The sequence below is a fragment of the Paraburkholderia sp. JPY419 genome, assembly GCF_050435705.1.
Taxonomy (GTDB): Bacteria; Pseudomonadota; Gammaproteobacteria; order Burkholderiales; family Burkholderiaceae; genus Paraburkholderia; species Paraburkholderia youngii.
The window spans coordinates 2,704,634-2,722,650 of the sequence record NZ_JBNDKV010000004.1; the positions used below are offsets into that span (position 1 = coordinate 2,704,634).

The 18,017-nt window shown below is 63.9% G+C and carries 16 protein-coding genes; 5 read left to right on the forward strand and 11 right to left on the reverse strand.

Annotation, left to right across the window (positions count from 1 at the left end; all coding sequences use genetic code 11):
* Positions 1-16: 16 nt before the first annotated feature.
* Together QFZ91_RS40950 and cls are read left to right on the forward strand one after the other, a co-directional pair.
* Entirely contained in the window at positions 17-523 is a 507-nt protein-coding gene (locus QFZ91_RS40950) for a hypothetical protein (protein ID WP_429570783.1), read from the forward strand.
* A gap of 151 nt (positions 524-674) precedes the next feature.
* Entirely contained in the window at positions 675-1,949 is a 1,275-nt protein-coding gene (cls, locus tag QFZ91_RS40955; RefSeq protein ID WP_429570784.1) for a cardiolipin synthase, read from the forward strand.
* A 34-nt stretch (positions 1,950-1,983) separates the two neighbouring features.
* Here the strand turns inward: cls and QFZ91_RS40960 are convergent, their stop codons facing one another.
* The 7 genes from QFZ91_RS40960 to QFZ91_RS40990 form a co-directional block, all read right to left on the reverse strand.
* A complete protein-coding gene (locus tag QFZ91_RS40960; protein WP_429570785.1) occupies positions 1,984-2,874 on the reverse strand; it encodes a hypothetical protein in 891 nt (296 codons plus the stop codon).
* A 56-nt stretch (positions 2,875-2,930) separates the two neighbouring features.
* On the reverse strand, positions 2,931-3,725 hold the full coding sequence (locus QFZ91_RS40965) for a MetQ/NlpA family lipoprotein (protein WP_429570786.1): 795 nt from the start codon (positions 3,723-3,725) through the stop codon (positions 2,931-2,933).
* Positions 3,722-4,813 carry a formylglycine-generating enzyme family protein gene (locus QFZ91_RS40970; protein ID WP_429570787.1) on the reverse strand — a complete coding sequence of 364 codons (1,092 nt, stop codon included), beginning with the start codon at positions 4,811-4,813 and terminating at the stop codon, positions 3,722-3,724. The genes QFZ91_RS40965 and QFZ91_RS40970 overlap by 4 nt, the downstream gene beginning before the upstream one ends.
* Before the next feature lie 7 nt (positions 4,814-4,820).
* Complete coding sequence (locus QFZ91_RS40975; protein WP_429570788.1) at positions 4,821-6,791, reverse strand: arylsulfatase; 1,971 nt, start codon at positions 6,789-6,791, stop codon at positions 4,821-4,823.
* Positions 6,792-6,934: 143 nt separating this feature from the next.
* Positions 6,935-7,477 carry a hypothetical protein gene (locus QFZ91_RS40980; protein WP_429570789.1) on the reverse strand — a complete coding sequence of 181 codons (543 nt, stop codon included), beginning with the start codon at positions 7,475-7,477 and terminating at the stop codon, positions 6,935-6,937.
* A gap of 51 nt (positions 7,478-7,528) precedes the next feature.
* Positions 7,529-8,182: a response regulator gene (locus QFZ91_RS40985; RefSeq protein ID WP_176120158.1), complete on the reverse strand. Its 654-nt coding sequence runs from the start codon at positions 8,180-8,182 to the stop codon at positions 7,529-7,531.
* Positions 8,179-9,594: a cache domain-containing protein gene (locus QFZ91_RS40990; protein ID WP_429570790.1), complete on the reverse strand. Its 1,416-nt coding sequence runs from the start codon at positions 9,592-9,594 to the stop codon at positions 8,179-8,181. The genes QFZ91_RS40985 and QFZ91_RS40990 overlap by 4 nt, the downstream gene beginning before the upstream one ends.
* Positions 9,595-9,799: 205 nt before the next feature.
* Between QFZ91_RS40990 and QFZ91_RS40995 the strand changes: the two genes are divergently transcribed.
* Together QFZ91_RS40995 and mctP are read left to right on the forward strand one after the other, a co-directional pair.
* Entirely contained in the window at positions 9,800-9,997 is a 198-nt protein-coding gene (locus QFZ91_RS40995) for a DUF3311 domain-containing protein (RefSeq protein ID WP_018434172.1), read from the forward strand.
* Entirely contained in the window at positions 9,994-11,475 is a 1,482-nt protein-coding gene (gene mctP / locus QFZ91_RS41000; RefSeq protein ID WP_429570791.1) for a monocarboxylate uptake permease MctP, read from the forward strand. Before QFZ91_RS40995 ends, mctP begins: the two co-directional genes overlap by 4 nt.
* A gap of 90 nt (positions 11,476-11,565) precedes the next feature.
* Here the strand turns inward: mctP and QFZ91_RS41005 are convergent, their stop codons facing one another.
* The 4 genes from QFZ91_RS41005 to QFZ91_RS41020 form a co-directional block, all read right to left on the reverse strand.
* Entirely contained in the window at positions 11,566-12,249 is a 684-nt protein-coding gene (locus QFZ91_RS41005) for a Fe2+-dependent dioxygenase (protein WP_429570792.1), read from the reverse strand.
* Positions 12,246-13,082 (reverse strand): tetratricopeptide repeat protein, encoded by an 837-nt coding sequence (locus QFZ91_RS41010; RefSeq protein WP_429570793.1) that lies wholly within the window; start codon positions 13,080-13,082, stop codon positions 12,246-12,248. The genes QFZ91_RS41005 and QFZ91_RS41010 overlap by 4 nt, the downstream gene beginning before the upstream one ends.
* Positions 13,082-15,328: a TonB-dependent receptor gene (locus QFZ91_RS41015; RefSeq protein ID WP_429570794.1), complete on the reverse strand. Its 2,247-nt coding sequence runs from the start codon at positions 15,326-15,328 to the stop codon at positions 13,082-13,084. The genes QFZ91_RS41010 and QFZ91_RS41015 overlap by 1 nt, the downstream gene beginning before the upstream one ends.
* A 431-nt stretch (positions 15,329-15,759) precedes the next feature.
* Positions 15,760-16,992: an NAD(P)/FAD-dependent oxidoreductase gene (locus QFZ91_RS41020; protein ID WP_368717092.1), complete on the reverse strand. Its 1,233-nt coding sequence runs from the start codon at positions 16,990-16,992 to the stop codon at positions 15,760-15,762.
* 252 nt (positions 16,993-17,244) lie between these two features.
* Here QFZ91_RS41020 and QFZ91_RS41025 point away from each other — a divergent pair, with 252 nt between their 5' ends.
* Entirely contained in the window at positions 17,245-18,009 is a 765-nt protein-coding gene (locus QFZ91_RS41025; RefSeq protein WP_429570795.1) for a DUF3348 domain-containing protein, read from the forward strand.
* The last annotated feature ends 8 nt before the right edge of the window (positions 18,010-18,017 follow it).

An 18,017-nucleotide genomic window follows, 5' to 3' on the forward strand; every position in this document is an offset into this window, starting at 1 on the left:
CGGAGCCGTGAAGTAGATGGTTAGCACGTTCGATGCATCCGGGCAGGAAGATCAGGTCTTCCTGCTGGACTCTGTTCCTCATCCGGCAGTCGATGCCGCCGAACCATTCATCGTCGCCAGCGATCGCCGTGTAATCCTCACTTATCCGATCGCGGAGTCGGACTTTGAACGGTTCGGACCGTTCGATCCCGGCGACGATCCTTTTTGCGCGGTATTGTTCGCCGACGCCGTGTTTCATCGTCTCGGGCCGCCGGGCGATGACGCTCTCGCCATTCATCCGCTCGCGGCGCAAGGTCTCACTGGCTACGCGGTGCATGAAATCGTCAATTCGTCGTTGTGCGCGGAGATTGCCGCCGTGACGACGGACCCGATCGCCATTGCTGCCGAGTCACCGGCGCGGCGGCATTTCGTCATTACGTTTCAGGCATCGACCTTCGAATGCGTGGCTTCGGACTATACGGTCATCGGCGTATTCGGCGCGGGCGAAATAGCCAGTCGCGAGGCATTTGCTTTGGTCAGATAACGCGTTGGAACCGGAAAGCAAGGCGCGGTCCCGATGCGGGCACGCGCCGTGCATGACCCGAGGATCGTGAGAGCCGGGCACGAGTCCGGCTCTTTCCCGTCGGACGAGGGATGCGCATGCCGTATCCCGCCGCCTGCCATCGAGGCCATGCATGCTGACCATTGCTATTACCGCGTTCGTCACGCTGGTGATCGTTCTCGTGATCGCCAATCTGTCGAGCGGCGAGAAGAAAATAGAACATAAGATCGAGCGGCTCTATAAGAGCGAAGATCCGCAATTCCTCCGCTCGATGGGTCTATTGCTCGGTCCGCCCGTGGTGCCGGGTAATCGCTTCGAGATGCTGCTCAACGGCGACCAGATCTTTCCGTCGATGCTCGAAGGCATTCGGTCGGCGCGCGAAACCATCACATTTGAAACGTTCATTTACTGGTCTGGTGAGATCGGCGAGCAGATTGCGCGTGCGCTTGCCGATAAGGCGCATGAAGGCATCGCCGTACATGTCCTGCTCGACTGGGTCGGTTGTTCGAAAATGGATCGGCGCTATCTGCAACTGCTGCGCGAGGCCGGCGCCGAAGTGGTCAAGTTTCACAAACCGCATTGGACCGGACTCGGTCGCATGAACGATCGTACGCACCGGAAACTATTGGTGATCGACGGCCGGATCGGTTTTACGGGCGGGGTCGGCATTGCGCCGGAGTGGACCGGCCATGCGCAGGACGAAAAGCATTGGCGCGATACGCATTTCCGCTTGACCGGTCCGGCGGTCGCCCATATGCAGGCCGTCTTCATGGATAACTGGATCAAGGCGACCGGCAACGTCTTGCACGGTCCCAGGTATTTCCCGCACATCGACGCCGAGCCGAAAGGAGCGGGCGAGGGTTTTGCGCATATGTTCAGCAGTTCGCCGTCGGGCGGCAGCGACGACATGCAGTTGATGTATCTGATGGCCATCACTGCCGCGACGCGCAGTTTGCAGCTTGCGAGCGCGTACTTCGTGCCCGACAAGCTCACCATCAACGCGATCGTCGAAGCCGCGAAACGCGGCGTCAAAGTACAGATCGTCACGCCGGGCAAACGCATCGATACGCACACGGTGCGCGAAGCGTCGCGGGCATGCTGGGGCGATCTATTGAAAGCGGGCGTCGAGATCTACGAGTACCAGCCGACCATGTTCCATTGCAAGTTGCTGGTGGTCGACGAGTACCTGGTGTCGGTCGGCTCGACGAACTTCGATAACCGCTCGTTCAAGCTGAACGACGAAGCAAACCTGAACATCTACGACCGCGCTTTCGCCAGACAGCAGACCGCCGCGTTCAACGACGACATCGCGAAGTCGAAGCGCATCACACTCGAAGCATGGACGCGACGTTCGTTTACCGAGAAGGTCGTCGAAAAGTTCGTACGGCTGCTGGATACACAGCTTTGAATAACTGAATAGAAAGTGTCGACGCGCCGACGGATCAGTGAACGGCGCCGCTCAGATACGCTTCGATGTCGGGGCGCAAAGCCTGCGTGCCATTGTGTTGCTCGATGGCGGTCGCATCGACGAGGCGCGCTTTCGCATGTCGATACGCATTGGCAAAGCCGCGCAGTTGCTGCGTGACCGGACGATCGTCGAGCCGGCGTCGTGTGAGCGCTTGCACGATGCTGCGTTCGATCAACGCCAACTGGCTGTCGATGTAGTCGATGCACAGTTCGCGGCAGCGCGACGATGCCGCCGCGACGCTTAGCAGTGCCGGCACGAGCGAGACCGTCAGAAAACCGCCCGCGGGAATGCGTGCGAGCGCGGCGGGTGAATCGAACAGGTCGGCGCGCAACGCTTCGAATACGGCTTGCGTCCAGATTGCGCGCTCCTGTTCTAACGCACGACGCCGCCGCGCGAGCGCATCTTTAGCGTGCGGATCGGCAATGCGGCCTTCGTCGACCAGCAACGCCGCATCGTCGCGTTTGCCTTCCTGTATGCATGCGCTGCCGACATAGATGGCGCTGGAGCCGCGTTCGGCCAGCACCAGATGTTGCAGGCTGTCCGGCACGAGCGGGTCGAGCGGCACCACTTCGCAGGTCAGCGGCTTGCCTTGCAGATGAATCGCGCAACGTCCGTCGTCCGCGAGAGCAGGGCAGCGCGCGAGCGACGGATAGTCGAAGCCCTGCGCGACGATGCTGAAGGTATCGCCCGCGCGATACAGCAGCGTATCGGCGAGCACTTCGAACGCCGCGCAGTCGGCTTCGTCGAGCACGGCTTCATGCCGGCCGACATGCAGCCGTTGGCCGGGCCGCCTGCGCGCCACGCGTCCAATCGCAATGCAGCCGATAAACCGGTCGGGATGGCGAAACAACTCCGCCAGCGTCATCGATGGTGGACTGTTGCAGCATCGACCGCACGCGGAGCAGGAAAACGAAAACGTGTTCACCACGGCCGACGCACCGAGTCCTGATAACGCGTGAGGATGAAATGCGCGACGTCGTTCGAATGATAGGCGGCGACCAGTTGCGCGACCCATGGGTGCTGGCGATCGCTGTCGCGCACGGTCAGCACGTTTGCATACGGCGAGCGCGCGTCTTCGAGACTCAGGCCGTCGCGAGCGGGGCGAAGACCCGAGCGCCCCGCTGTGTCGCTGTCGATCACGGCGAACGCGACGCTGTTCAACGAGTCGTACAGACGCGCGCGCGGCACCTGGCGAATCTTCAGATGGAGGCGGTTGCTCGTGATGTCGGCGAGCGTCGCGTGCAGGCCCGCGCTGTCGCGGAACGTCAGCAGCGTCTCGTTTTGCAGAAGGATCAGCGCGCGTGCGGTGCCGGCGGGATCGTCGGGTATCGCAATCGTCGCGCCGCGCTGCAATTGCACGAGATTCGTCAGCTTGCGCGAGTAGAGCGCGACCGGGAACGTGACGGTCGTGGCCACGCTCGTCAGTGCGTAGCCATGCTGTTTGCGCTGCGCGTCGAGCGCGGGTTCGTCCTCGAAGCTCGCGACGTCGATCTGTTTCGCGACGAGCGCCGCGTCGATCCGCGACGGCTTATCGAACACCACGATGTCGAGCGCCAGGCCCTCGGTCGCGGCGACGCGGCGCACTTCGTTCATGATCTCCGCTTGCGCGCCCGAACTCACCCCGACCCTAATGGTCTGCGCGGCGGCGTGCGCGGGTTCGGGCAGCCAGGCAGTCAACACCGCGAACGCAAGCGCGGCAATCGCATATCGCTTCATGACCGATCCCTCGACACCGTGCGAAAGCCGATATGCGAAGCCGGCAAATCGGCTTCCTGCTGCTCGCGCGACGCCGCGCGATACCTGACGCAATAGTCGCGCGAGCACAGGAACGAGCCGCCCTTGATGACCATCGGCGTATCGTGTCGGCGACTGAGCGGCGCCACGGCCGCGGTATCGCCGTTCGTATGCGGTTGGTGCGGACCGCTGTACACGTCCTTGGTCCACTCCCACGCATTGCCGATCATGTCGTAAAGCCTGAAGTCGTTCGCCGCATAGCAGCCGACCGGTGACAGGCCGGCATGACCATCCTCACTGGTGTTGAGCACCGGAAACACGCCTTGCCAGTAGTTTGCGCTCGGCTTGCCGTGCGCGTCGCGCGGCGCGGTGTCGAGATCCGCGCCTTCATGGCCGGCTTTGCCCGCGTATTCCCATTCGGCTTCGGTCGGCAGATCGCGGCCGAGCCAGTGTGCGTAGGCGAGCGCATCGGCCTGCGTGACCATCGTCACCGGTTGATTCATGAGGCCGTCGAGATTGCTGCCGGGGCCACTCGGATGATTCCACGCGGCCCCTTTGACCCAACTCCACCACGCGAGATCGCGCGCGTTCATTTCCTCGCGTGTCGGCGTGTGAAAAACGACCGCACCGCCCTGGCGCTCCGCATCGCTGACGTAGCCGGTCGCGCGCACGAACGCGGCGAACTGCGCATTCGTGACGTCAGTCTGGTCGATCCAGAAGCCGGCAACGTGCGTCTTGCCGTTGCCGGCCGGGCGCTCGTCTTCGTAACCGAGCTTGCTGCCGAACACGAAGTCGCCACCATGCAGATGCACCATGCCGGCTTGCGGGTCGTCGCGCCAGCGCGCAGGCAGGCCAGAGTATCGCTCGCATTGCTGCTCGGAGCCGAGCGCGGCGAGCGGGCGCGAGCGGTTGAGGCTGTCGAATGCGCTGGACGGGCCGCCGCCGAATACCGCCGCGCTCGCCACACCGATGGACGGCGCGGCAAACGCGGCGGCGAATGCGGCCGCCGCGATCGCGGCGTATGCGCCATACAGGGCCACGCCGCCTTTGAGCTTGAATGAAAACGCCATCGTGTGCTCAGTAGTAGCCGCGCGGACGCAACGGCTCGACGCCGCCGACGCTAGTCATATACTCGTTCCACTGCTGCACGAGACCATCGATGATCGACGGGTTCTGCGCGGACACGTCCTGCGTTTCGCCGCGATCGGCGCTCATGTCGTACAGCTGCCAGTGACCGTCGACGGGGCCGAGCGGCGGTTCGGTCCACAGAGCTTTCCAGCGGCCGTCGGCGCTGCGCAGATAACCGCGGCCGTAGGCCTCGTCGCCGAACGACGCGCTATGCACGGGCGCCGTGCTCTGATCTTCGAGCTGCGGCAGCAGAGATCTTCCGGTGATCGGATACACATAGCGGTTGTTGTAGACCACCTTGCCCTTGTTCTGATCGACGCCGGTCAGCGTGTTGATCAGCGCGGGCGCGGGCGTGGTCGGCGGCGCGATCTGCGCGACCGCGAGGAACGTCGCGGTGTTGTCCGTCACGTGCGTGAATTCGCGCAGCGTTGGCTTTTGCGAAGTCTGGCCTGGCAGATGCACGATCAACGGTGTCGACACGCCGCCTTCGCCCGAATAACCCTTGGTCAGGCGGAACGGCGTCGCGCTGACTTCGGCCCAACGCAAGCCGTATTGCAGACGTTGCGCGTTCTGCTTGCCGTTGTCGGTGCCGAGTTGCGAGTAGGTCGGATCGGCCGCGTTCGCGGTGTCGGTGGCGGTCGGGTCCGCGCCGGAATCGATCGGCCAACCCTCCGCGCCGTTATCCGACTGGAACGCGATGAACGTGTTGTCGTATTCGCCGATGTCCTTCAGATGCTGGATCAAGAGGCCGATGTTGTGATCGAGGTTCTCGACCATGCCCGCGTAGATTTCCATGTACCGTGCCTGCGCTTTCTTCTCGGCCGGCGACAGGCTGTCCCACTTCTTGTTCACATAGCCGGGGCCGTAGTCGGTGTAGCCCTGCACGGCGCTGTGCACGGCGCTCACGTATTTCGCGTTCGTGGTGCCGTTGTTCGCGGTGGCCGGGCTCGCGGCCAGCGTCTCCGATGCGCCGCCGTACGGCACGAAGTCCTGCGGAATGATGCCGAGCGCTTTCTGCCGGGCGATCCGTGCATCGCGGATCGCGTCATAACCGGCATCGTATTTGCCGACGTAGTTGTGCAGATAAGGATCGGGCACCTGCAGCGGCCAGTGTGGTGACGTATAGGCCGCGTACGCGAAGAACGGCTTGCCGTCGCCCTTGTTCGAATCGATATAGGAGATCAGCCGCTGCGTGTAGAAGTCGGTCGAGTAGAACACGGCTGGGCTGCCGCCCGCGCCGCCCGGTTGCCCAGGCTGGCCCGGCTGCACGTACTTGCCGTCTTCGGTGTAGTTCTGCGAGCCGGCCAGTTCGTGCGCGAAGTGATTGGACGCGGCGCCGCCGAGCAGCGCGTAGCTGTGCTCGAAGCCCCATTGGTCCGGCGTCTGCCCGCTGCCCGTCGCGCTGCCGACGATGCCCGAGCCGATGTGCCACTTGCCGGCCATGTACGTGTGATAGCCGCCGTCCTTCAGCAACTGCGCAACCGATAGCGCGCGATCGTTCAGATAGCCTTCGTATCCCGGCAGTCCTTTGCGCTCGTCGGTCGGCACGCCCATCGTGCCCTCGCCGACCAGATGGTGATCGGTGCCCGAGATCAGCATCGAACGCGTGATCGCGCAGACGGTGCCCGTGTGGTGATTCGTCAGGATGCGGCCGCTTTGCACCAGCGCATCGAGATTGGGTGTGTTGATTTCGCCGCCGAACGCGTGGATGTCGGAGTAGCCGAGGTCATCGGCCATGATGTAGAGAATGTTCGGCCGCTTCTGCGCGACGACCGGCGTGGCATTCGACGCGGCGGACGCGGCCGGCAGGTTGTCTTCGCCGCACGAGGCGAGCGTGACGAGGCTCGCGACAGCGGCGCCGATCACGCCGAGACGCAATGAAGGGCGATAGCCGGTACGGCGAAATCGAGGTGTTGTCATTGTTATTGCGGACCGTAGGGTAGGGCCGCTGATGTTAGCAATGACGTTACAAAGGCCAAAGGAACGATTTCTGCGTTGCTATCGACGTTTGCCGATATAGCAGACGACAGATGCCAGAGGCGAAAAAATCGCCAGTTGCCGAGTTAATTGCCCGGATTGAGCACGGGCTTATCCGGGTCCGCCTGCGTGCGGTACGGCAACTGAGTGGCGTGAGGATCGGTGATCGTATTGTCGATTACGCGCTCGACGTCCGCCGTTTTGGCCAGTTCGTTCAGGAAGGTCTTTTTGTCGAAGCCCGGCGCGACGCAACCTTCGACGTAGATGAAGCGGCGTTGCAGTGTCAGCCATAGCGTCGATTGCTCGCGCCAGTGCGTCGCGACGTTCAGATTCGCGAGACGCCGTTGCACGCTGTCCGCGATTTCCGCGTCGTACAGATACGCGTTCGGCAAACGGCAACGGCCTTCGATCCAGCAGCTATTGCCGCGTTCGATCCGGTAATGGCTATCGTCGAGCCATTCCTTTTCGGATTCGAACGGGCCGAGCGGCGTCGGGCAATCGGCGACAGCTTTGGAGATCTGTATGAATGGATCGTGGCCGCGATTGACGCGCGCCGGTTCGCCATAAACGCGAGCCGCGGCCACGCAAAGCATCAGGCTGGCGAGACTCAGTTCGAGCACGCGTTTCATGCTGTGGCTGCTCCAGGTGTGGACCGGCTCATTATCGCGCGCCAGCGAACCTCAACGCTTGTTGCGCCGATTCTCGACCGCGAACTTGATCAACTCCGCCTGCCCTTCGATATCGAGCTTGCGCTTCAGATTCAGCCGGTGCGTCTCCACGGTTCGCACCGACAGATCGTTGCGCTGCGCGATCTGCTTGCTCGACAGTCCCTCGGCAAGCGCATCGAGAATATCGCGCTCGCGCGGCGTCAAACGTTCGACTGGCGATTGCGTCGCCGACGCCTGGATCAGTCGGGCGCTAATCTCCGCGCTGAAGAACGTCTTGCCGTCGAGTACCGCGCCAATTGCCTGAATGATCTCGAGCGCCGGCGAATCCTTCAGCACATAGCCGCTCGCGCCCGCGCGCACCGCCTGGGTCACGTATTCGAGGTTGTCGTGCATCGACAGCATCAGCACGCGAATCGCCGGAAAGCGCTCGTGAAACAGGCCTGCCAACGCAATGCCGTTCATGCCGCTTTTCATGCCGACATCCATCAGCGCCAGATGCGGCGCCTGTCGTTCGGCCAGCGCGAGCGCTTCCTGCGCGTCGCCCGCTTCGCCGACCACTTCGAAGTGGCGCACTGCTTCGAGCCGTGCGCGCAGACCGTCGCGCACGAGAGGATGATCGTCGACGAGCAGCAGACGCGCGATGGAAGGAGAGGTCGTGTCGTTCATGACGAGAATTCCTGCAGGGGCGGCATCGTGGCGTGCGTCGTTGGCAGCGGCACGCGCGCGGTAACGACGGTGTGTCCCGGCTGCGAGTTCAGCGACAGCGTGCCGCCGAGCGCTTCGAGCCGTTCGCGCATGTTGCGCAGACCGACGCCTTCGAGTCCGCCGACGAATGCGTCGGCCACGTCGAAGCCGCGGCCGTTGTCGGAGATCGTCAGCGTGACCGCATCGCGCGACACTTCGAGCGCAAGCGCGGCGCTCGACGCCTGCGCGTGCCGCACGATGTTCGTCAGCGCTTCCTGAGCGATACGAAACAGCACGGTGTTGACCGTATCGGGCAGCGTGGCCGCATGCGTGTGCGCGATCTGCGTGAAGCCGATCGCGATGCCGGACTCGTCGCCGAGTTCGCGCGTCAGTTGTTCGAGCGCGGCGGCGACGCCGAGATCGTCGAGCATCGACGGACGCAGCGCATGAGAAATGCGCCGGACTTCGCGCAGCGTATCGCCGAGCCGCGTGAGTCCGGTGGACAACGCGGCCTCGGCGGCGGGCACGCGCGCGTCGCCGCGTTCGAGCCGCGCGAGCGCCGATTCGAGCAGCAGCTTCACGGACACCATCATCTGGCTGATGCCGTCGTGCAGTTCGCGCGACAGGCGTGCACGCTCGTTTTCCTGCGACTCGACGACCTGCTGCGCGAGCCGCTTCAGCTTCGCGTCGGCGCTGCGATATTCGGTCACGTTCAGCACGAGGGCGCACAACGCAATGACCGCGAGGCCGGCCACGGCGATCGCGTCGATCCACTTCATCGTGCGATCGATATTGGCCGCGGCCTCCTCGTCGATATGCGCGAGCGCCGCGTCGACGTCGTCGAGATAAATGCCGGTGCCGAGCATCCAGCCCCAGCGTTCGAGCGGCACCACGTAGCCGAGTTTCGACTCCTCGTTGCCGGTCGACGGCCGATGCCACAGATAGCGCACGTAGCCGCCGCCGCGCGCGGCCGCGGCGAGTAGCTGCTGGATCGTCGGCGCGCCGTGGCTGTCACGCAACGACCACAAATCCCGGCCCACCAGATCCGGCTCGCGCGGATGCATCAGCGTGCGGCCGTGCAGGTCGTACACGAAGAAGTAGCCGTCCTCGCCGAAATTCATCTTCTCGAGCACCGCGAGCGCGCGCGTGCGCAGCAGCGCGTCGTCGCGCGCGTTGGCGCCACCGGCTTCGTAGAGCGGCGCGATCGCGGTGGTCGCGAGCTCGACATAGTGCTTGAGCTCGACTTCCTTGCTGGCCATGTAGGCGGACTGGGTGGTCGCGTGCTGCCGCTCGGCTAACGCCGTCGCTTCGCGGCGCACGCCGGTCTCGATGCTCGCGATCGCCGCCAGAAAGGGCACGATCGCAAGCAGCACAATCTTTGCTTTGAGTTTCATCGTTGAAAAAAGCCAGTCAACGGGCTACGTATTATTACGTAGACGGCTTACGTAGTTGCGCGCTTGTAAGGAAAGGCGCGAAGGCGAATACTACATGCCCGTCGCATCCCGCGCTGCGCCAGGCATGGCGGGCGAGTGTGCGGCGTTCCCGATTTCCCCGCACGAGCCATCGCGCGTGCTGTCGATAATACTCAAGGAGACGTTCGTGGAGACCTCCCCGCCGGCCGGCCGTTCATGGCTCTGGCTCATTTTGCTGATCCCTTATATCGCGCTGCTGTGGCTGCCGTTCTATAACGACACGCATCCATCGCTCGCGGGCTTTCCGTTCTTCTACTGGTATCAGTTTCTGTGGGTGCCGTTGACCTCGCTGCTGATTTACATCGTGTATCGAGGTCTCAAATGAACGATCTGAATCCTGTGAACCCGGTTGCGATGACGGTATTCATCGCATTCTTCGTGCTCGTCACGGTGATCGGCTTTTTCGCGGCGCGCTGGAAGCGTGGCGATCTGACGCAGTTGCACGAGTGGGGCCTCGGCGGCCGGCAGTTCGGCACGATCATTTCGTGGTTCCTCGTCGGCGGCGATTTCTACACCGCTTATACGGTGATCGCAGTGCCCGCGCTCGTTTTTTCGGTGGGCGCGTACGGCTTTTTCGCACTGCCGTACACGATCATCGTTTATCCGTTCGTGTTCGCGGTGATGCCGAAGCTGTGGAGGGTTGCGCACGCGAAGAACCACATCACCGCGGCCGACTACGTGCACGGCGAATACGGCGGCAAGTGGTTCCCGGCAGCCATCGCGCTGACCGGCATCGTCGCGACGATGCCGTATATCGCGCTGCAACTGGTCGGCATGCAGGTCGTGATCAAGGGTCTCGGCGTCAGCGGCGAATTGCCGTTGATCGTCGCGTTCGTGATCCTCGCGCTCTATACGTATGCGAGCGGCCTGCGCGCGCCGGCGATGATCGCGTTCGTCAAGGACATCATGATCTATATCGTCGTGATCGCGGCGATATGGCTGATCCCGGTGAAGCTCGGCGGCTATGGGCACGTGTTCGAACTGGCCGATGCGCACTTCCAGGCGAAGGGCGGCGCGACCGGCATCCTGCTGAAGCCGAACCAGTACACGGCGTTCGCATCGCTCGCACTCGGCTCGGCGCTCGCTGCGTTCATGTATCCGCATACGATGACGGCGGTGCTGTCGTCGTCGTCGGCAAAGACGGTTCGCAAGAACGCGATCTTCCTGCCGGCCTACACGGTGCTGCTCGGCCTGATCGCGCTGCTGGGCTATATGGCGATCGCCGCGGGCGTGAACGTGAAGTCGGCGAGCGACGTGGTGCCGGCGCTGTTCGGTACGCTGTTCCCGTCGTGGTTCGTCGGCTTCGCGGCCGCCGCGATTGCGATCAGCGCGCTGGTGCCGGCCGCGATCATGTCGATCGGCGCGGCGAATCTGTTCACGCGTAATCTGTGGCGTCCGCTGGTGTCGCCGAACCTCTCGCCTCAAGCGGAAGCGGCCAACGCGAAGATCGTCTCGCTGGTCGTCAAGTTCGGCGCGCTGCTGTTCATCGTGTTCCTGCCGACGCAGTACGCGATCGATCTGCAACTGCTCGGCGGTGTGTGGATTCTGCAGATTTTCCCGGCCATCGTGTTCACGCTGTACACGCGCCGTCTGAACACGCCGGGTCTGTTCCTCGGCTGGCTGGTAGGTATCGTGCTCGGCACCGGCCTCGCGATTTCGCAAGGGCTCAAGCCGGTGTACGGCCTACATTTCGGCCACGAGAACTATCCGCTGTATATCGGCCTGATCGCGCTGGTCGCGAACATCGTCGTGAGCTTCGTGGTGTCGGCAGTGTCGCCGCGTCGGGCTGCCGTGACGGCCTGATCGACGTTTGTCCGGCTCGATGAAAAACGCCGCGGGGCAGTTGGCCCGCGGCGTTTTTTATTGCATCGACGGCCGGTGACCTGGCGCCGATCAGGCGTCGGCCCAGCGACGTAGCAGATTGTGATAGATGCCCGTGAGGCTCACGACGGTCGCGTCGTTCGAGCCTCGTTCCGCCGCGAGCGTCTGCACGTCGTTGTCGAGCTGGAACAGTGTCGCGCGCTGGCCGTCGTCGCGCACCATGCTCTGAATCCAGAAGAATGACGCGACGCGCACTCCGCGTGTGACCGGGCTCACGTGATGCAGGCTCGAGGCGGGGTAGAGCACCATGTCGCCGGCCGGCAGTTTCGCGCGATGCGCGCCGTAGGTGTCCTCGATGCAAAGCTCGCCGCCGTCGTAGGTGTCCGGTTCGGCGAGGAACAGCGTAGCCGACAGGTCGCTGCGGATGCGGAAGCCAGTGCCGCGCAACTGGCGGATCGCATTGTCGACGTGCGTGCCGAAGCCGTCGCCGCCGGTATAACGATTGAAGAGCGGCGGGAAGACTTTCAGCGGCAACGCGGCGGAAAAGAAGCGCGCGTTGCGGCCGAGCGCGTCCTGAATCGCATCGCCGATCGCACGCGCGGCGGGTGAGCCTTCGGGCAGCTGCTGGTTGCGCTTGGCTTGCGCCGATTGCTGGCCTGAAGTCGCATTACCGTCGATCCATTGCGCCGCGTCGAGCATTTCGCGGCATTGCGCGACCTGCTGTTTGCCGAGTACGGCGGGTAAATGCAGCATCATGTGCGCGGCTCCTGCGTCAGGTTTGGCGTGGCGCTGATTTGCGTGTTCATGTTGACGCTCGCAGTCGCACTGGCATTCGCATTGGCGTTTGCGCCAAGGCTGCGTTCGAGTGCGCGAAACGCGCTAACGGGAGAAGCGGCCAGCCATGCACACATCTTCGCGACGAAAGCGCCGGTCGCGGTGTGCGGCACACGTTGCAACCATTGCAATGCTTCCGCGATTTCGCCACGCTCGGCGAGCAGCCGCGCGTAATTGAACTGCCCGCGAAAATCGCCGCCTTGCGCGGCGCGTCGATAGTAGTCCAGCGCGATATCCGCATCGGCATCCACGCTCCAACCGTCCTCGTAAAAGCTGCCGACGAAGTTCAACGACTTCGCATGCCCGAGTTCGGCCGCACGCAAGAACCACTGCAATGCCTGCGCGCGATCGCATTCGATGCCATGACCGAGCGCCAACGCCGACGCATAGTTGTACATGCCCCAGTCGAGCCCGGCTTGTGCCGCGAGCCGATACCAGTACACGGCGACCGGCGCGCAGGCGGCCGTGCCCCAGCCATGTTCGTAGCAGCGGCCGAGCATGTTCATCGCCATCGGATGATCGCGCCGGGCCGCGTGCCGGAACCAGACGAACGCTTCGTCGACGTCGCGCTCGACGCCGTGACCGTCGAGCAGGTACTGCCCGTACATGGCCTGCGCGTCGACGATGCCGTTGCGCGCGGCCGCCGCGACCCACGCGGCGGCACGCTCGGGCGGCCCCGCGAGGATGGCGGCGAGTTCATCGCGCGACACGCTCGCGAGCGCCCGCACCGAGACTTCGTTCGTCGCGCGCGGCATCAGTAGTGGGCGTTGAGCGTCAGGAACGCGGAGCGTCCCGGTGCGATCGACGCGTAGTGCGCCGCGTACGCCTGGTCGTAATACGTGCGGTTGAAGATGTTCTGAACGTTCAGTTGCAGATCGACGTGCTTGTTCACGCGATACGTCGCCATGCCGTCGAAGCGCCAGTACGACGACACCGCCCGCAGATTCGCGGTGTCGCCATACACCTGCGACATATAGAACGCGCCGCCGCCGATCGTGAACTTCGGCAGCACGTCGTAGTTGGTCCACAGGCTGATGCTGTTCTTCGGCGTGTTCGGGAACTGATGACCGTTATCCGACTTGGTCTTGCCGTTGTTGCGCAACTCGCTCTTCAGATACGTGTAGCCGCCGAACACCTGCCACTTGTTGGTCAGTTGACCCGCCACGCCGAACTCGAACCCCTGCACGCGCTTGTTGCCGACCATCGCGTAAGTGTTGTCAGGCAGCGTGACGCGCGCATTGGTCGTGTCGATCTGGAACAGCGCGCCGGTCAGCGATAGCTTGTTGTCGAGCACGTTCCACTTGCTGCCCACTTCGACGCTGCGGTTCTTTTCCGGCGACAACAGTGCCGCGTTCGGACCGACGCCGCGGGACGGAATCAGCGACTGCGTTTCGCTGCCCTGGCCGAGCAGTGCGCCAGCCGGCGTCGACGACGTGGAGATCGACGCATAGATGCTGCCGTTCGAGGCCGGCTTGAACACGAGGCCGAACTGGTAGTTGAACAGCGTGTCGTCGCGGGACACACGCGTCGCGCCGTTGGCGACGGTATTGCGCAGTTCGGTCGAGTAATCGTCGACGCGCAGGCCGACGTTGGCCTGCCAGCGCCTGGTCAACCCGATCGTATCGAACGCGTAGATCGATCTGGTGGTGGTGCGTTGCTGGCTCGGGTCGTTGGTTTGCCTGATCGATCCGGCCCACGGATCGTTCGGATTCGGCGTCCAAAGACTCGTGCAGTTATAGCCCGACGCCGCGCCAATGCCTTGGGTTGCGCAGATCGCGCCGGTTGCGGCCGCCACCGTGTACGAATCGTTGACGCTGGTTTCGCGCGACAACTCGATACCGGTCGTGAAGCTGTGCTTCAGGAAGCCCGTCTTGAACTCGCCGAACAGTTCGGTCTGGTTCGCGAGGCTGTACACGTTGCTCGCGCGTGTATTCGCGCGGCGCCACACCTTGCCGTTGACGACGTTGCCCTGGCTGTCGTCGGGCTGGGTCCAGATGTAGTCCTGGGTCGACTTCGTGTAGCGCGTCGTGTTGCGGATCGTCAGGTGGCCGTTGATGTCGTGTTCGATGCGCACGGTGCCGATATCCGAACTCGTCTTGCGGAAGTCGCGGTCGATCAGGCCGTAAAAGTTGTGGCGGTCCACCGGCGCCGGGAAGATCGTGCTGACGTTCGCCGGCTTGTTGGTCGTCGTGTAGAAGTACGGGATGCCGCTGTCGGGCAGATCGTCGGTGGTGAGGTGGTAGTAGCTTGCAGTCACGCGGGTCGGCGTGCCGAGACCGTACGTGAACGACGGCGCGATGCCCCAGCGCTCGTTGTTGACCGCGTCGCGGCCGGCCACGTCGTTGTTGTGGCTCATCACGTTCAGGCGGAACGCCGCGTGGTCGGCCATCTGCCAGTTGCCGTCGGCGGTGAAGCGGCGATAGCGGTCGGTGCCGAGGCCGACGCTGCCGTCGGCGGTCGTGCCCAGATGCGGCGTCTTCGTGATCAGGTTGATGCTGCCACCCGCGCCGCCGCGGCCGCCGAACGCGCCGTCTGAACCCTTCGTCACTTCGATGCTTTCGATGTTGAACACTTCGCGCGTGGTCGCGCCGATATCGCGCATGCCGTCGACGAACGTGCTGCCCTGCGCGTCGTAGCCGCGAATGAACGGCCGGTCGCCGAGCGGGTTGCCGCCTTCGCCGGCGCCGAACGTGATGCCGGGCACGGTGCGCAGCGCTTCGGTCAGCGTCGATGCGCCGGTGCTGCGAATCAGCTCCTCGGGAATCACGGTGACCGACTTCGGCGTATCGACGAGCGGTGCAGTGAATTTGACCGACGCGGAGTGATCGGTCTTGAAGCCATCGTCCGACTGGCCTTGCACGGAAATCGGCGCGAGCTGGGCCTCGCGCTCTGGGGGCGCGGCGGCCGTGGCGCCCTGCGCGAGGGCGGGGCCGGCGGCCAGTACGCCGCACAGTGTCGTGCTGATTTTGCCGAGCTTCGGATCGTCGGACCGCAACTTCATGTTTATCCCCGTCGAGTTCGGGAAGCCGGGGCCGGTGCTAGTTTCCTTACCCGAGCATTCCATGTTTATTACAAAGTTATTTCGTGGCGGATTGTATTCAATTGCCACGTAATTGAGAAGCGTTCTCAATAGAAATTTTGGCGGGAGCTGCCCGGGAAGATGTGCGGCGAATGCGGGTTGAGAGTAAGATCGGTGTGAATTGCTGTATGAAGCCGGGTGTTTGGCGGCTATACAGCGCATAGCCTATCTGGGGAGAGACGGCGCGAAGGGCGTGGGGAGGAGCGGTTTTGATAATCGCTGTCCTCGCCCTGGTTGCGGAAGAGGGCAAAAACCGGTCGTTCAGGAAGCCCATTGCGGGCACTCTTGTCCGTCGTTTCTTTCACGGAAGTAACAAAATCAGGCGCTCGATCGAGGCGCCTGGGACCATCCGGCTAAAACCGCTCGACGCGAAACGGCCGCGGATCGACCAGCGTCTGCTCGCCGGTCATCATCTCGGCGATCAGCCGCCCCGTCACCGGTCCGAGCGTCAGACCATGATGCGCATGGCCAAACGCGAACCACAGCCCCTGATGTTTCGTCGCGGGCCCGATGATCGGCATCATGTCCGGCGTGCACGGGCGCCGTCCCATCCACGGTTCCGGGTCCAGACGTTCGCCGAGCGGAAACAGCGTGCGCGCGATGGGTTCGGCCGCATCGAGCTGCACCGGCGTCTTGACCGCTTCGGGGCGCGCGATTTCGACGCCCGTGGTCAATCGGATGCCGCGCGCCATCGGTGCGAGCACATAACCGTGGTCGACGTCGAGAATCGGGTGGTTGAGGTGTGCGGTCCGACGCGCTGCGTAGTGCATGTGATAGCCACGCTTGACCGCGAGCGGCAGCCGATACCCGAGCCGCGTGCTCGCGCGATCCGACCACGGCCCGAGCGCGATCACCGCCGCTGCGGCCGAGATCGGCCCGTCCCGCGTATCGACCTGCCAGCCTTCGCGAAGCGTATCGGCATCGCCGATGAAGAACCGTCCGCCGAGCGCTTCGAAGTACCGCTCGTACGCGGTGACGAGCGCGTTCGGATCGCTGACCGAATCGGATTGCGGATAGCGCAGCCCGCCTTGCAGGCGCTTGTCGAGATCGGGTTCGAGCTGTTGCAGGCGCGGGGCGTCGAGCGTTTCGAACTCGACGCCGTATTCGCGATGCCACCGTTCGGCAAGCGTGATTTCGGCATCGCGCGCGGCGGTGTGGCGAAACACCTTGATCCAGCCGATGGGCCGCAGCAGCGCGCTCGCACCGGCGTCCGCGGCGAGCGCGCGATGTTCGCTGACGCAATGCTCGATCAATGTCGCGTACGACTTCGCGATTTCCGCGTGCTTCGCCGGATGTGAGTTGCGCCAGTAGCGCCATAGAAACGGTGCAACCTGGAGCATTGCGTCGGCGTGATAGCGCACGTCAGGCGACTGGTTGCGCGCGTAGCGCAGCAGCGTGCCGAGCCCACGCGGAAACGCGTACGGATAGACGCCTTCGCGCTGGATCAGCCCGGCGTTGCCGAACGACGTCTCGTTGCCCGGCTGCTTACGGTCGATCAGTGCAACCGCGCGCCCGCGCTTCTGCAGATGCACGGCGACGCATACCCCGACAATGCCGGCGCCGAGCACCACGGTATCGAATTTCATGCTGCCTGTCCGCCTTGCGTGTGTTCTGTGTGTTGTCGACGCTCCGCAGTGTTCAGTGCGAGGCGATGCGCCAGCTTTCATCTTATACAGGGATAGGCTCGCTTCGCTATTGGCAAAAAACCGCGCTCGAGAAAACGCGCGAATGCCAGGTTCGATCGGGCAAAACCGGGTCTTTCGACGCACGATCGAGTAAGCGACTTCGGACTCGTTGGCCCCAGCGTGTAAACTGCTGACTTTTTTGCGTCCGGTGGTATGTTGCAAGCCCCTCAGCGCAGCGCCCTCAGCGGGCCCGCGCTCGTTCGCTTACTGGCCCGTCTCGCCGAGGCCGACGTCGCCGAATCGCGCCAATCGCTGGCGGATCGGCTGAGCCAGTGGCTCGGCTGGACCGACGCTATCGCGTTGTCATCGGCGCTCGACGGCAAGCCGCCGGCCGTCGCTGGTGGCGCGCGCGCGTTCGGTCGCGCGGAAGAGGAAGAGTGCACGCGTGTGCGCCGCTCGCTGGTGAGCGCAATCGCCAGCGATAGCGTGCTCGCGGGCTCACGGCGGCGTGGCTCGTCGTCTTTGTCTGCCCGGATGTCGGCACCGCGCGTGGCCGTCGACACGCAGACCGACTACGCGGTCTTCAGGCAGCGCTATCTCGCGCTTCAGCAGTCGATGGAAACTGCGATCGGCACGTTGCGCGGGCGGCTGCGCGCGCTGCTGGCGACGCAAGCGCCCGCGCTTGCGCGGCTCGCGGTCGTCGATGCGGTGATGGAGCGTGCGCTCGGCGAGCGCGAGCGGACTTTGCTCGGCGCGGTGCCCGGCCTGCTCGGCGGGCACTTCGAGCGCTTGAAAGAGGGGGAGGCCCGGAAGGTCGCGGAGGCGGAAGCGACCGACGCCACCAACGCTGCCGCGCCGCTCGCGTCCGACGCATGGCTCGACGCCTTCCGCAAGGACATGCAAAGCGTTTTGCTGGCCGAGCTGGACGTTCGTTTTCAACCGGTCGAAGGGCTGCTCGCGGCTCTTCGCGCCTGCTAACTGGGACC

Bases quoted from the DNA above. Each gene is read 5' to 3' on its own strand.
- QFZ91_RS40950 (WP_429570783.1), top strand. From the start codon at position 17: ATGGTTAGCACGTTCGATGCATCCGGGCAGGAAGATCAGGTCTTCCTG.
- cls (WP_429570784.1), top strand. From the start codon at position 675: ATGCTGACCATTGCTATTACCGCGTTCGTCACGCTGGTGATCGTTCTC.
- QFZ91_RS40960 (WP_429570785.1), bottom strand. From the start codon at position 2,874: ATGACGCTGGCGGAGTTGTTTCGCCATCCCGACCGGTTTATCGGCTGC.
- QFZ91_RS40965 (WP_429570786.1), bottom strand. From the start codon at position 3,725: ATGAAGCGATATGCGATTGCCGCGCTTGCGTTCGCGGTGTTGACTGCC.
- QFZ91_RS40970 (WP_429570787.1), bottom strand. From the start codon at position 4,813: ATGGCGTTTTCATTCAAGCTCAAAGGCGGCGTGGCCCTGTATGGCGCA.
- QFZ91_RS40975 (WP_429570788.1), bottom strand. From the start codon at position 6,791: ATGACAACACCTCGATTTCGCCGTACCGGCTATCGCCCTTCATTGCGT.
- QFZ91_RS40980 (WP_429570789.1), bottom strand. From the start codon at position 7,477: ATGAAACGCGTGCTCGAACTGAGTCTCGCCAGCCTGATGCTTTGCGTG.
- QFZ91_RS40985 (WP_176120158.1), bottom strand. From the start codon at position 8,182: ATGAACGACACGACCTCTCCTTCCATCGCGCGTCTGCTGCTCGTCGAC.
- QFZ91_RS40990 (WP_429570790.1), bottom strand. From the start codon at position 9,594: ATGAAACTCAAAGCAAAGATTGTGCTGCTTGCGATCGTGCCCTTTCTG.
- mctP (WP_429570791.1), top strand. From the start codon at position 9,994: ATGAACGATCTGAATCCTGTGAACCCGGTTGCGATGACGGTATTCATC.
- QFZ91_RS41005 (WP_429570792.1), bottom strand. From the start codon at position 12,249: ATGATGCTGCATTTACCCGCCGTACTCGGCAAACAGCAGGTCGCGCAA.
- QFZ91_RS41010 (WP_429570793.1), bottom strand. From the start codon at position 13,082: ATGCCGCGCGCGACGAACGAAGTCTCGGTGCGGGCGCTCGCGAGCGTG.
- QFZ91_RS41015 (WP_429570794.1), bottom strand. From the start codon at position 15,328: ATGAAGTTGCGGTCCGACGATCCGAAGCTCGGCAAAATCAGCACGACA.
- QFZ91_RS41020 (WP_368717092.1), bottom strand. From the start codon at position 16,992: ATGAAATTCGATACCGTGGTGCTCGGCGCCGGCATTGTCGGGGTATGC.
- QFZ91_RS41025 (WP_429570795.1), top strand. From the start codon at position 17,245: ATGTTGCAAGCCCCTCAGCGCAGCGCCCTCAGCGGGCCCGCGCTCGTT.